The sequence below is a fragment of the Mycobacteriales bacterium genome (assembly GCA_035533475.1).
Taxonomy (GTDB): Bacteria; Actinomycetota; Actinomycetes; order DATLTS01; family DATLTS01; genus DATLTS01.
This window is the reverse complement of the sequence record DATLTS010000050.1, coordinates 1-12742: the sequence shown is the minus strand read 5'-3', so window position 1 is coordinate 12742 and position 12742 is coordinate 1. Positions and strand designations below refer to the sequence as shown.

The following is a 12742-nucleotide window of genomic DNA, read 5'->3' as shown; positions in this document are numbered from 1 at the left end:
CGGCTGGCCTGGCGTTTCGTGACGTGACGGAACGGACTGTTGAGGGGGCCGGCGGCTGACGTCGGCGGCGTAGGCGGCCCAGTCGCCGGCGGACAGGCGCTGCCAGGTGACGGCGACGCTGGTGCTGACGCCGAGGGTGCGGGCGAGGATGGCGGCGGGAACTTCGGCGGCGAGCTGGAACAGTGCCGTGCCGCGGGCCTGGCGGGGGCTGATCCCGAGCGCGTCGAGCCGCTTGGTGAGCCTTGCGCCGCTGATCGGCTGTCCGGGCTGCCCGCCGGGGAACAGCCAGGGCGATGGCCTGGCGGCGCCGATGGTGGCGTGGCCCTTGCGGTTGGCCGCGACGGTGAGGGCGATCGAGGCGGCCGGCTCTGGCAGCTGGACGGGCACCCGGCCGACCTGGAGCCGGACGGTGCCGTCGGCGCTGGCCTGGACCTGGCTGGCGGTCATGCGGCTGATCGTCGTGACGCCCTGGGCGTAGAGGAGGACGAGGAGCCCGGCGAGGCGGTCTTCGGGCCTGAGCGCGTCATCGTGCAGGAGACGGCGTGCGATGTCCCACCGGTCCTCGCCGTCGAGGATTGCCGCGGGCCCGGTCCACCGGGCGGCGGCGGGAAGGTAGCAGGAGGTGAGGCGGGCGGCGGGCCGTCCCCCTGCCAATTATCACGAATAGGTCACGAAATGGCGACGTGAATAACCCTCACTTTCCCAACCAATCATCAGCCGTCTTACTATTGGATACAAGTAGTCCTTATCTGGTGACAGAAATTTTACGGGTAGTGACCGATCGGAAGGGGGCGGCAAAGCGGGCTTGGCGCTGCGACGCGCGCCGGGGGAAGAAGACGGGAGCCGGCATGGGCGGAGGTCCAGCTGTCCACCACCCCGCCAGGTGTAACCTACGGCCTCACCGGCCTTGGCGGCTCCATTCCACCACTGGTGGCGATCATGTCACGATGGGTGGCTGAACATGGCGAGGAGCTTGGGGCGTTTCCCGTGTGGCAGCGCGAGCACCGCACTCCATACACCGCGGCACCTCCAGACATCCCGCCCGAGCCGCCGCCGCGCGCGTGTAGGACCCGCGAACCTGCGAGCAATCGCGGGTCGGCTGCCTGCGCATTCTTGGCGGTGAGCAACATGTCTTGTCGGCTTTCCGCGTGATCATGAGCAATCTGGGCGCGGCAGTCCCGCGATGCGGGGGCGCGGGGACGGGCTTGTCTGCTACCGGCCGCTCCGCCCTGAAGTCTCCCGCCCTCCCGGCGCGGGAGCAGACGGGTCCCCCGTGCCGTGCCGTGCCGTGTGCACGCCGACGCGGAGCGGGGACCCTGATCCCGATGATGCGGTGACGTGCATGACGGTGATCAGGTCGCCCCGTGCTCGCCGGGCTAGCGTGGGTGTCGTGACGATGCGGACGGTGATCTGGTGACGGCTTTGGCGCGCGGGTTGATCCTGGACTTCTTCGGTGTGCTGACCAGCAACATGGTCGAGGTCATCGGATACTTCGAGGACCGGGAGAACCTGGCCAGGGGCACGTTCCTGCGGGCGTGGGCCGACCCGGCGGGCAAGGACCTGTTCGCCGCCCTGGAGCTCGGGCAGATCAGCCAGCGGGACTGGAACGTCGGGTTCGCCGAGCTGATCGGCGTACAGCCTGACGACCTGATGGCGCGGTACCTCGCCGACGCCTACACCGCCCACCAGGTCCTCAAAGTCGCCAAGCAGGCCCGCGCCGCCGGGATCAGGACCGCGGTCCTGTCCAACTCGCTGGGACGAACCCCGTACGACCCGTACGCCGCGTCGGACCTGCGCGGCAACTTCGACGAGGTGGTTTTCTCCACCGACCATCGGATCCGCAAACCCGACCCTCGGATCTTCCAGATCACCGCCGACAAGCTCGGCCTCCGACCGCACCAGTGTGTGTTCGTCGACGACACCGAGGACAACCTGGCCGCCGCCGCGCGGCTCGGCATGACGGTGGTGTTCGCGTTGGACGAGGACGACGTCGCCTGCGACCTGCGCCAGATCTTCGACCTACCCGCCCTGTAGGAAGTCGCGGACCGTTCGGCTGGCCGAGTGCGGCGCCAGTTTCCTGCGCAGCCCCGACAGGGCCGAGTCCGACCGCGCCGAATCCACCGCGCTCAGGCAGCGCGCGGCGTGCCGGGCGCAGGTGACGGCCGCGTCGAGGTCATGCAACGCCAGGTGCGCTTCGGCGGCCCGCGCCAGGTAGATCGCGTGGCTTCGCGGGAACTGCTGATCTCCGGGGTAGTCCGCGTCAGCGGCGGCGGTGAAGAAGTGCAACGCGGCGGCCGGGTCGTGCAGCTCGAGCGCCGACGACCCGGCGATCATCTCGATCTCCGCGAGCGTCACCCAGTACAGGACCGGCGGGTCGTCGTCGTGCGGGCCGCGTTCGAGCAGTTCGCGGGCGTGGTGCAGGGCGCGGGTGACGGCGTGCCGGTCTCCGGTCTTGGACAGGGCGCGGGCCTTCCTCGCCGCGAGCATGGCCCGCATCCGCGGTGTGCTCCTGCCCGCGACGGACTCCTCGGCGAACGTCAGCAGGTTCACCGCGTCGCGGGGGTCGCCGACCGTGTAGTGCTGAACGGCCTGGAACGACATCGCGTACGCGCCGGCGGTGACGTCAACGGCCGTCGCCGACGCCCGCAACGCAGTCTCGAAGTATCGTTCAGCGGCCGCGTGACGGTCGGAGTCGAACAGACTCCACGCCGTCTGCCTCGCAGCCTCGGCCGCCAGCGACAACGCGCGTGCCTCGGCGTGCTCAGGCAGGCCTCCGGCGTTGATCAGCTGGGTCAGCAGCACCAGCTCGTTGCGGGCCAAGCGGGCCATCTGGCCGCTTCCGAGCTCGTCGTCCAGGTGCCTCAGATGCTCCAGCCGGTCGCCGATGTGGTCAAACAGCGCCGACGTGCCGAACGGCGGCCCGCCGCGCAGCACCGCCGCCGTAGCCGCCGACGGCTCGGACTGGCCGGTGACGGTGGTGCGCCAGTGGCCAAGGAGGGCGGCCAGGGCCGCGCCTGAGGTGATGACGAAGCTGCGACGGTCCACGCCACATCCACGGGCCTGATCGCTCAGGACCTCAAGAGTCCCCTGCCTGTTCCACGGCGCCGCCTGCGGACCGTCGACCATCTCGGAGAAGGCGGCGCCGGTTCCCAGCACCCGGTCGTAGGCCCTGGCGACGTCCGCAGTGACGGCACGGGTGCCGTTCTCAACCGCACGCAGGTGCGATCGGGAGAACCCGGCTTCGTGGGCGAACCTATCCCATTTCAGGCCACTTCCCTGGCGGGCCTGGCGCATAGCTTTCCGGACGTCGGCGTCCACCGCCTGCTCCTTCAGCGTTTGAATCACCCATGAATCAGCCCACTTCATTGTTCCCCGGCACATGGCGATGTGTGCTCGAAGCGGCACAGATTGCCGGCAAAGGCCAGGGGAAAGGCAATGACCTTCAACACCACCTCGGAGCATGCAGCTGCGCCGATCCTCTCCAGGCGCGACGTCACCCAGATCATCGACGCGATGCCGCTCGCCGCCCTCCACCCGGCAGCGGCCCGGGGTGATGGGCTGGCCGAGGCGGCGCGTCAATACCTCGCAGATCAACGGGCGTGCCCGTGGCATCGGGATGGTGCCGCCGAGCCAGTGGGACACGGCGGCCGTCGTAATCACTTTCACTGGCAGGCGGCCGAAGCCGCCCTGTCACCGACTCCCAAGGGGACAAACATGGACTTCAGCTCCGTTCCGATGCCACCCGGCACCTTCACCATCGGCAAGTTATTCGACTTCGAGGGGGGTCACCGGCTTCCCGGCCTGCCGCCCGAGCACAAGTGCTCCCGCCAGCACGGGCACAGCTACGAGGTCGAGGTCATCCTCACCGCTCCTTCCCTGGAGGAGCCCGGCTTCGTCACGGACTTCGGCGCGCTCGCCCCCTTCAAGAAGTTCGTGGGCACCGAGCTCGACCACCACAACCTTCACGAGATCCTCCCCTTCGAGCCGACCTCGGAGCGCCTGGCCCAGTTCCTGGCTGGCTGGTTCATCCAGAACGTCCAGCCGGCGATCCCCGGCTGCCTGGTCGCCGTCCGCGTCCGTGAGACCGGGCGCAGTTGGGCCCGGTTCGATGTGGAGGGGCAGTGACCGCGCTGGGGCCGACCATGGTCAAGCAGCCGGCGAGCGACGCCGGGTCCTGGCTGATCGTCGCGGAATGCTTCGGCGTCGAGACACCGACCTTCCAGGGCGAGGGCCCGAGCTGCGGGCACCCGGCCCTGTTCATCCGCCTGTCCCGGTGCAACCTGACCTGCGCGCGGTGCGACACGAAGTACACCTGGGACTGGTCCCGGTTCGACCCGCGCAGGGAGTCGACGAAGCGGTCCGTGGCGGACCTGATGGCCTGGGCCGCGTCCTCGCCGGTCGAGCTGGTCGTGATCACCGGCGGCGAGCCGCTGATCCAGCAGCGGAACCTGGCGGCCCTCGTCCAGGGGCTGCTGGCCGCCGGGAAGCGGGTCGAGTTCGAGACGAACGGCACCATCGCGCCCGACCCGGCGCTGCTGATCGACGGGGTGCGGTTCAACGTCTCCCCAAAAGTTCAGAGCTTCGGGATGGACGAGAGCAAGAGCATCGTGCCCTCCGCCCTGGAGGCTTTCGCGGCGACGGGGAGTGCCGTGTTCAAGTTCGTCGCTTCCTCGGTCCCCGACCTCGACCGGATCGCCGAACTGGCCGCCGCCCACCGGCTCGCGCCGGTGTGGGTGATGCCGGAGGGCACCACCGCTGAGGCGATCATCGCGGCGACCCGTGTCCTCGCGGACGCGGTCGCGGCCCGGCACTGGCACTTCACCACCCGGCTGCACATGCTGGCGTTCGCCGACGCCCGAGGCCGCTGACCTCGCCACCGCTCAATCCCCCCTTTCATTCCCCAATCCCCGGAAGCGAGAAGACGCCCATGACGAGCACCTCCTTCGCCAGCCCCACCGCGGCCGTGAGCAGCGCCGTACCCGCGCCCGCCGTACCCGCGCCCGCCATGCCCGCGCCGCGCATCGACGCCGGCCGGGTCTCCGACCTGATCGTCCAGCTCCTGGTTGCGCTGGGTGAGGACCCCGCCCGCGAGGGACTGACCGGCACTCCGGAGCGGGTCGCGTCCTGGTGGAACACCTTCCTGTCCCCAGACAGCGCCGCGACCGCGATGTGCTTCACCGAGCCACACGTGAGCGGCCAACTGGTCGTCGTGGGCGGCATGAGCGTGTGGTCGCTCTGCGAGCACCACATGCTGCCCATGAACCTGCAGGTCGCCGCTGGGTACGTGCCCGCCGGAGAGGTCGTTGGCCTGTCGAAGTTCGCCCGCATCGCACAGCGGCACGCCGGCCGTCTCCAGGTCCAGGAGCGGTTCACCCGGCAGGTCGCTGAAGAGATCGCCTGCGTGATCGGCAGCGACGACGTGGCCGTAGCCGTCCGCGGCACGCACCTGTGCATGAGCATGCGGGGTGTGCGGATGGAGGCTGCCCGCACCAGCTCGCTGCAGGCCGGCGGCCGGTTCGAGAGCGACCCGGTGCTCTCCCAGCAGTTCCTCGCCCTCGCCTACCACCACATCCGTCCCGAATGAGAGCAGGTATCCCGTGGACACCATGGCCGGCCGCCCCACCGCCCCGCCTCGCGACGAGGCGGTGGTGGAGCGCGTCTTCGAGCACCGGCGCATCTGGCGTCTGACGCAGGACGCTTTCGCCTCTGCTGCCGCGTTGATCGCCGGGCAGGAGCCGGCACCTGAGGTGGTGGCCGGGATCGCGCGCGGGGGAGTTCCGCTGGCCCGGTTGCTCGCCGCCCACTACAGTGTGCCGGTCGTCGAGTTGACGGCCCGCCACAATCGCAGCGACGACTTGTATCTCCCCGCGACCGGGCAGGTCGAGCTGCCGAAGGAACCCGATGCGGCGCTGGCGGCGCATCGGGGTGCCCAGGTGCTGCTGGTCGACGACATCTGCGGCACCGGCTCCACCTATCGCGCGGCGGTTCGATGGCTGGCCAGGCATCTGGCCCCGACTGCCGTGCGCACCGCGGCGCTATGCCGCAGCAAGGCGGCGGCCTTCACCCCGGACACGTGGGTATGGGACACGCTGGACTGGGTCGTCTTCCCCTGGAACGAGCCGGCGCAGACCAGCGAGGACTTGATCGTGCCGGCCTCGCCGCGAGTCCGCCCCGCGCCCGGCGCGGCCGAGGCGGAAGCAGGCGAGCGCGGAGACCGCGGATGAGCGGGCCGAACCTGCCGTACTCCGCCGGGCTGGACCCGCACCAGTACGCCCCCGACCGGGCCCCCGGCGCTCTACCTGGACGATTCCCTGGGAGCACAACGATGAACGCTGCGGAACTGCCGGAGCAGTACGTGACCCGGCCGGGAACCCCGATGGTGGGGCCCTACAGCACCAACCAGATGGACGACTTCTACGCGGCATTGAGCCGCGGTGAAGCCAAGCCGTCGGGTCTGATGAACCTCCTGCAGCACCTGATCGTCGCTGAGCAGTGCGCGCCGAACTCGCGTGTGCTGGATGTGTGCTGCGGCCGCGGGCTGGCGCTGCCGCTGCTCTACCGCTACGCCCCGAAGATCGGGGGGTACGTCGGACTGGACATCAGCGCTGCCAATCTCGATGAGGCCCGCGAGCGGATCCAGGCCCTGCGCGCGACGTACGGCGACCCCTTCCCGGTGGAGCTGGTGGAGTGCGACGTGGCCCAGCCCTGGCCAGCTCTGCCCTCGTTCGACATCGCCCTCTACACCTCGGCGCTGGAGCATCTGCCGTTCGAGCTCGGCGTGCAGAGCCTGCGGAACACCGCCGCAGCGCTGGCTCAGGGGGGAGTGCTCTACCTTTCCACCCCGGCGGCCGTCGGGCCCCCGCCTCGCCCGCTGCAGTACCGCGTCCACCTCTACGAGTGGTCGCGCGACGAGGCCGAACAGGTGATCGGCGACGCGGGCCTGGTCATCGAGGACGTGATGGGCCTGCTGCCGCCCGCACCGGAGGTGCTGGCGGCTGCGCTCACCGGCCGGTACGGGGATGCTGCGGCCGCCTGGTACCGCAACCTGGTCGAACGCGTCCCCAAGGCGCTGCTGGATGCGGTCTCCGCCGTCGCCGTTCCCGACGTGGCCACGGAACTGCTCTACGTCTGCATGAGGCCGGCATGACCAGCGCGCTGGCGCCCGGTGCCATGCCGCTGTGGGTGAGCATCGAGGGGATCAACGGTGTCGGGAAGACGAACGCGGCCCGCTCAGCCGCCGCCATGCTCGGTGCGCGATGCCTGCTCCTGGACGAGCTCACCGACCAGTCCGGCGACACGCTGCCCGGGCAGGTGATCGCCGCGTTGAGCGAGCAGGGCGACCCTTTCCTGCGCACCGGCTACCCGGTCGTGGAGACCCTCGCCCTGCTCGCACTGCAGGTCCGCAAAGCCGAGCGGCTGGCCGGGCGAGACCTGGCCGGAGTCGGGGTGATCATCGAGGACCGCGGCGTGGACTCCATCGCCGTGTACCAGGCCGCGATCCTGTGCTCCCAGACCCCTGAGACGTCGCCAGAAGCAGTGGCCCGGCACGTGCTGTCGAGCGCCCGGCGCTGGCGGCATCTCCCGGACGCGACCATCCTGCTCACGGGCAACCCCGCGGTGTGCGCGCGGCGCTTCGCCGACCGGATCGGGCGCCCGCTCGCGCCGGCGGACAGACGGCTGATCGAACAGATCGACGCGTTGTACCGCAAAGCGGCCACCGGCGATCCCGGGCGGTACACCCTCGTCGACGCGGCCGGCATGTCGCCGGACGAGACTGCCGGAGCCGTCCGGGAGATCGTGACCACCATGCTGGATCGGCAGGCCGCCCGTGCCTCGTGACGTGACCCTGCTGTGGGCCCTGCGCTCCCCCTGCGCGTTCGCCTGCCCGCACTGCTACTTCGGCACCATCGAGGAGCACAAGGACAACCCGCCGGAGCAGGCAGGTGCCCTGTCACACCTGTCCCGCACCGACCTTCCGGCGAACGCCCTGACGGCCTTCGCGCGCACGCTGGCCGGCTCGCCCGTCGAGCGTGTGGTCATCGCCGGCGGGGAACCGCTGGACTGGCCCGGCGCGCTCGAAGTGATCTCCCTCATCAAGGACGCGGGCTGCCAGGTCGTCATCGCGACGAACGGCGTTCCGCTCACCCGCCCGCACGTGGCCGAGCGCCTCGTCGCCCTCGGCGTCGACGGCGTGTCGGTGTCGCTCGACAGCGCGGACGCCGAGACCAACGACCAGATACGGCCGTCCCGTTCGGGCCGTTTCGGCTACCACGACGTCCTGGAGGGCATCCGTACCCTGCTCCAGGCTCGCGCCGGTAAGCCCGCGCCCAGGGTCGGGATCTACACCGTGGTAACGCGATCACGTCCGCAGGAGATCACCGACGTGGCACGGCTGGCTGCCGACCTCGGCACGGACTACTACGTGCCGCAGCCGATCTCCCTCGCGCCCGACCACACGCTCTTCGACCAGTTGTCCCACACCCCCGGCGACGTCACCGACGTCGGCGAGCACCTCACCCGCCTCTACAGCGACCCCAAGGGGCTGGCCCTGCCCGACCCGTCGTACATCCAGCGCTTCATCGCCGCAGTCTCCACCCACGACAACGGGCATGTGCCCGAGTGCTTCGGCGGCGCTCGCCTGTTCTTCATGCAGCCCGACGGCTCGGTCTGGGACTGCCCGTCCGACCGCCGGATCGCCGCCACCGCACCCGAGCGACGACGCACCATCCGAGACGGCGACGCGCGCACGCTGTTCGCCACGAGGCCGGCGTGCACAGACTGCTCGCTGTTCAGCCGGGACTGCGTGAACATGTGGCCCCTCGTGCTGGACATGCCGCGGCTGCTGAACGCGGGGGCTTCCCGATGACGCTCCCTCCGGTCCCCGGCGGTGCACAGCTACTCGCGGATCAGCTGGCCGTCGTGCTCGGGCAGATGCCCGACCCGAGCGGCGGTCCGGTCGCCGGGCAGCTGGAGCACGACCTGGCCGAGGTGTTCGGCGTACCGCACGTCGTCGCGGTCGCTTCCGGCACCGCGGCCCTGCACGCCGCGCTGTCGGCCTGCGGCATCCGCCCGGGAGACGAAGTCCTCGTGCCGGCGCTGACCGTCGTCATGACCGTGGCACCCCTCAGCGCCCTTAGGGCAGTGCCGGTGTTCATCGACAGCGACCCGGCCACCTTGGACCTGGACTACGGCGACGCGGCCCGCAAGGTCACCTCGCGGACCCGGGCGATCATCCCGGTGCACCTGTGGGGCCGGATGGGAGACCCGGCGGCCCTGGCGGCGTTCGCATCCGAGCACGGGCTCGCCGTCGTCGAGGACGCCGCGCAGGCCGCCGGCACCGCGCGCGACGGGCAGCGGGCCGGCACGGCCGGCACCGTCGGCTGCTTCAGCATGAAGGACGGCAAGATTCTCTGGAGCGGCGAGGGCGGCTTCCTGCTCACCGCCCGCCGCGAAGTGGCAGAGCACGCGACCGCGTTCCGCAGCCACTGGCAGCCGGCCCCTCCGGGCGAAGCCCCGCTGAGCCGCCTGGCAACCAACTCCCGCCTCGCCGCCCCCCTCGCCGCGATCGCCCTGGCCAACCTCCGCCGGTTCTCAAGCCTGGTCGAACTGCGCCGCGCACAGACCCGCCACCTGCTGGACGCCCTGGAGCAGGCACCCGGCCTGGTCGCCCTGCCACCAGCTACGGGCGAGGAGTGGAACGGCTTCGCCCCGCTGCTTCACATCGACCTGCCGAACCCCCGGGCGTTCGCCGAACACCTCGCGCAGCAGGCAGTGCCGAACTCCACCGGCAGCTTCCGGCTCGTCCCCTGCGACACCCGGCCCATGTTCACCAACCGCGACCGACCGTGCCGTGGCGCCGCCCAGATCCTCGACCACACGCTCGCCGTCATCCTCACCGAACGCGACACCCAGACCACACTCGACCGCTACGCCGCCGTCATCGCCCGAGAGGCCACCGCATGGGCCACGTGACCGACGACCCGGAACCAGCACCGGCGAACCCCACCGGAACGACCCTTCCGGCGGCGCCCTGTCCTCGTCCCTGAACGGATCCTGCCGCATGACGATTACACCGGTACGCCATTCCTGCACCCGCGGCCCGCTGATCTCGGCCGAGGGCATCAACGGAGTCGGCAAGACGTATCTGACCAATCGCGCCGTCGAAGCCCTCGACGACAAGCCGCTGATGCTCGACGGGTTCTCCCAGCGGGCGAACGGGCGCCCGGGACTGGGCGAAGCCCTGCTTCGCTCGCTGCGCGAGGCCAGCGCAGGGGACCCGTTCCTGCGCGGGGGCACTCCCATGGCCGAGGCCCTGATCCTGCTGGCCATCAAGCGGCATGACCTGGACACCGTCGTACCCGAGCTGTCCAGCGGGCGTGCCGTCGTCGAGGGCCGCAGCGTCGACACCACGGCGGTGTGCCAGGCGCTGCTGCTGCACCCCGACGACGGCGACGCCGCCCTTGACACGGCAACCGCCCTGCTGGAACTCGCGTCCTCCTACCGGCCCCTCCCCGACCTCACGATCCTCGTCACCGACGACGCCTGCGAGGCCGTCGCGCGCGCGCAACGGCGCGGCCAGTGCGTCTTCACCAGCGAGCAGGCCACGTTCATGCGTGAGGCATGCGCGCTCTTCGAGCGGCTCGCCGCCACCGATCCGGCACGCTACCGGGTCGTGGACCGGCGCCGCGTCGGCGAGCACGAGGCGGCCGAGCTGATCCGGGCGTGGATCCATGGCGCCGGGACCGACCTTGGCTGCTTACGCGAGCCGTGGCAGGGCCCGGGAGCCCGGTGCATGTGCTGCGGCAGCCGCGCGGACCCGGCGCCGGCATGAACCAGGCGGCCCGTCCCCCGGTCTGCGCGGACCCAGCTCCAGCGAGAAGCTGCGTGCCCGCGATCCCCGCCGACATCGAGGCCATGGTCTTCGACTTCGACGGAACCCTCGCCGACACCACACCCAGCCACGAGCAGGCGCTGCGAGCGGCGCTGCAGCCACACGGCCTCGACCTGGACCACGACTGGTATCGCCAACACCTCGGCCTGTCCATCCACGACCTGCTGGCCACGCTACCGGGCGGCCGGCAACTGCCCCACGACGAGATCATCCGGCAGAGCCGCACCTACCTGCTGGCCACCGTGCACAGCATCACCCCCATCGCGTGCGTCGTCTCGCTTCTGCGCGCCGCACGCCATGCTGAACTGCCCTGCGCCGTGGCGTCAGGTGCCAGCCGGCTCCTCGTCCATCCCGGGATCGACGCTCTGGGCCTGAGGCACGCGTTCGCAGCCGTCGTCGCACGAGAGGACGTCACGCACGGCAAGCCGGCCCCCGACCTGTACCTCGCGGCTGCCCAACGCCTCGACGTCCCGCCGGACCGCTGCCTCGCCGTCGACGACGCCCGCGACGGCGTCACCTCCGCCCGCGCGGCCGGCATGCACGTGATCACGATGGTTGACGGCCGCCTGGTGTCCGGGGACGAAGGGCCTGAGGGAGCCGCACGCTTCGCTTCCGGGCCGGCCGCTGCCCGCGAGACGACGGCCGCACCGCACGACGCTTCGCCGGACACCGCGCCGCCACGATCAGAAGATTCCGCCAGATGACGGCGCGAGGCCATCGCACCAGGGGAGCATGATGCCCGTCCTCAGCTCGACCAAGAACCTGGAGATCATCGAACCTCCCACGGCAACGAAGGAAGGTGTCGGAATCTTCGAGTACACCGACAATTACACGGTGTTCCATTACGGCAGGATGCCGGACCTGATCCCCGGGAAAGGCGAGGCGATCTGCCGCATGGCCGTCTTCAACTTCACGAGGCTGGAGGCGGCAGGCGTGCCAACCCATTTCCGCCGATTCATCGCCCCCAATCGGATCGAGTTCGACCTCGCGCGCGTCCCGGACCCGGACGCCGGGCCACTCATCCCGGACGCCGGAAACTACCTCATTCCCGTGCAGGTCCTCTTCCGCAACGAGCTCCCCCAGGGAAGCTCCGCTCACCGCCGGCTCGCAGCCGGCGCGCTGACACCAGCCGAAGTCGGGCTCCGCAACATTCCCGCGGTCGGCGAGAAGCTGAATCATCCGCTCATCGAATACGCGACGACGCTGGAAGACGTCAACCGGTTCATCGGCGGGCCTGAGGCCCAGCGCCTCGCCGGCCTGAGCGACGAGCAGTTCCAGGCGATGCGCGACACCACCATCAAAGTCAACGAGGTGCTGACCAGGCACGCACGCGAACTCGGGCTGAGCCACTCCGACGGCAAGGTCGAGTACCTGGTGTCGAACGATGCGCGCCTTGTGCTTGCCGACAGCCCCGGCACACCCGACGAAAGCCGCCTGATGTTCAACGGAGTGCACTGCGGCAAGCAGGTCATCCGGAACTGGTACGTGGCACAAGGGCTCAAGGTGCCGGTCAGCAGGCTGATCGCCGAGGGCGTGCCCAGGAGCCAGTGGCCACAGCCGGCACCACTCCCGCCCGAGTTCCTGCCGGTGATGTCAGACCTGTACCGGGCCCTGAGCGAGACCTGGACGGGCGAGCGCCTCTGGAACGCGCCGGACCTGCACGCCGCCACGCAGGCCGTTGCCAGCCTCATTCAGTGACGACGCATCACGGCAGCGGGCGCTCAGGCATGCTCGTCTCGATGTGCCGGGCGCGGGCCGGCAACGCCACGGAACCTGCGAGAACGGTGGATACATGGGCGGCTTGACAGAAGACCCGGCGTTTCTGGCGACAACATTCGTTGTCATCGACTT

The 12742-nt window shown here is 70.3% G+C and carries 14 protein-coding genes; 12 read left to right on the top strand and 2 right to left on the bottom strand.

Annotation, left to right across the window (positions count from 1 at the left end):
* Positions 1–654, bottom strand: a 654-nt coding sequence (locus tag VNG13_12730; protein ID HVA61382.1) for a hypothetical protein, incomplete at its 3' end; no start/stop codon positions are given.
* A gap of 759 nt (positions 655–1413) precedes the next feature.
* Here VNG13_12730 and VNG13_12725 point away from each other — a divergent pair.
* Positions 1414–2034, top strand: coding sequence for an HAD-IA family hydrolase (locus VNG13_12725; GenBank protein HVA61381.1), 621 nt, complete (start codon positions 1414–1416; stop codon positions 2032–2034).
* Here VNG13_12725 and VNG13_12720 read toward each other — a convergent pair.
* Entirely contained in the window at positions 2020–3345 is a 1326-nt protein-coding gene (locus VNG13_12720) for a helix-turn-helix transcriptional regulator (protein HVA61380.1), read from the bottom strand. The two genes, VNG13_12725 and VNG13_12720, sit on opposite strands and share 15 nt — an antisense overlap.
* A gap of 90 nt (positions 3346–3435) precedes the next feature.
* Between VNG13_12720 and VNG13_12715 the strand changes: the two genes are divergently transcribed.
* The 11 genes from VNG13_12715 to VNG13_12665 all read left to right on the top strand — a co-directional run bounded on the left by VNG13_12715 (position 3436) and on the right by VNG13_12665 (position 12589).
* Positions 3436–4125, top strand: a complete 690-nt coding sequence (locus tag VNG13_12715) for a 6-carboxytetrahydropterin synthase (GenBank protein ID HVA61379.1) — start codon at positions 3436–3438, stop codon at positions 4123–4125.
* Positions 4122–4868, top strand: coding sequence for a 7-carboxy-7-deazaguanine synthase QueE (locus tag VNG13_12710; protein ID HVA61378.1), 747 nt, complete (start codon positions 4122–4124; stop codon positions 4866–4868). The genes VNG13_12715 and VNG13_12710 overlap by 4 nt, the downstream gene beginning before the upstream one ends.
* Before the next feature lie 59 nt (positions 4869–4927).
* Positions 4928–5584, top strand: a complete 657-nt coding sequence (gene folE, locus VNG13_12705; GenBank protein ID HVA61377.1) for a GTP cyclohydrolase I FolE — start codon at positions 4928–4930, stop codon at positions 5582–5584.
* A gap of 22 nt (positions 5585–5606) precedes the next feature.
* Positions 5607–6224 carry a phosphoribosyltransferase family protein gene (locus tag VNG13_12700; protein ID HVA61376.1) on the top strand — a complete coding sequence of 206 codons (618 nt, stop codon included), beginning with the start codon at positions 5607–5609 and terminating at the stop codon, positions 6222–6224.
* The gene (locus VNG13_12695) at positions 6221–7147 is read left to right on the top strand and encodes a class I SAM-dependent methyltransferase (GenBank protein HVA61375.1); all 927 of its coding nucleotides are present in this window, start codon (positions 6221–6223) and stop codon (positions 7145–7147) included. The genes VNG13_12700 and VNG13_12695 overlap by 4 nt, the downstream gene beginning before the upstream one ends.
* Complete coding sequence (locus VNG13_12690; GenBank protein ID HVA61374.1) at positions 7144–7839, top strand: hypothetical protein; 696 nt, start codon at positions 7144–7146, stop codon at positions 7837–7839. Before VNG13_12695 ends, VNG13_12690 begins: the two co-directional genes overlap by 4 nt.
* Before the next feature lies 1 nt (position 7840).
* The gene (locus VNG13_12685; protein ID HVA61373.1) at positions 7841–8866 is read left to right on the top strand and encodes a radical SAM protein; all 1026 of its coding nucleotides are present in this window, start codon (positions 7841–7843) and stop codon (positions 8864–8866) included.
* Positions 8863–9972, top strand: a complete 1110-nt coding sequence (locus VNG13_12680) for a DegT/DnrJ/EryC1/StrS family aminotransferase (GenBank protein ID HVA61372.1) — start codon at positions 8863–8865, stop codon at positions 9970–9972. Before VNG13_12685 ends, VNG13_12680 begins: the two co-directional genes overlap by 4 nt.
* An 88-nt stretch (positions 9973–10060) precedes the next feature.
* On the top strand, positions 10061–10831 hold the full coding sequence (locus tag VNG13_12675; GenBank protein ID HVA61371.1) for a hypothetical protein: 771 nt from the start codon (positions 10061–10063) through the stop codon (positions 10829–10831).
* A gap of 53 nt (positions 10832–10884) precedes the next feature.
* Entirely contained in the window at positions 10885–11595 is a 711-nt protein-coding gene (locus VNG13_12670; protein ID HVA61370.1) for an HAD family phosphatase, read from the top strand.
* A gap of 31 nt (positions 11596–11626) precedes the next feature.
* Entirely contained in the window at positions 11627–12589 is a 963-nt protein-coding gene (locus tag VNG13_12665) for a phosphoribosylaminoimidazolesuccinocarboxamide synthase (GenBank protein HVA61369.1), read from the top strand.
* Positions 12590–12742: the final 153 nt, after the last annotated feature.

Coding starts and splice junctions, on each gene's coding strand:
- VNG13_12715 (HVA61379.1), top strand. CDS start 3,436: ATGACCTTCAACACCACCTCGGAGCATGCAGCTGCGCCGATCCTCTCC.
- folE (HVA61377.1), top strand. CDS start 4,928: ATGACGAGCACCTCCTTCGCCAGCCCCACCGCGGCCGTGAGCAGCGCC.
- VNG13_12700 (HVA61376.1), top strand. CDS start 5,607: ATGGCCGGCCGCCCCACCGCCCCGCCTCGCGACGAGGCGGTGGTGGAG.
- VNG13_12695 (HVA61375.1), top strand. CDS start 6,221: ATGAGCGGGCCGAACCTGCCGTACTCCGCCGGGCTGGACCCGCACCAG.
- VNG13_12690 (HVA61374.1), top strand. CDS start 7,144: ATGACCAGCGCGCTGGCGCCCGGTGCCATGCCGCTGTGGGTGAGCATC.
- VNG13_12680 (HVA61372.1), top strand. CDS start 8,863: ATGACGCTCCCTCCGGTCCCCGGCGGTGCACAGCTACTCGCGGATCAG.
- VNG13_12675 (HVA61371.1), top strand. CDS start 10,061: ATGACGATTACACCGGTACGCCATTCCTGCACCCGCGGCCCGCTGATC.
- VNG13_12665 (HVA61369.1), top strand. CDS start 11,627: ATGCCCGTCCTCAGCTCGACCAAGAACCTGGAGATCATCGAACCTCCC.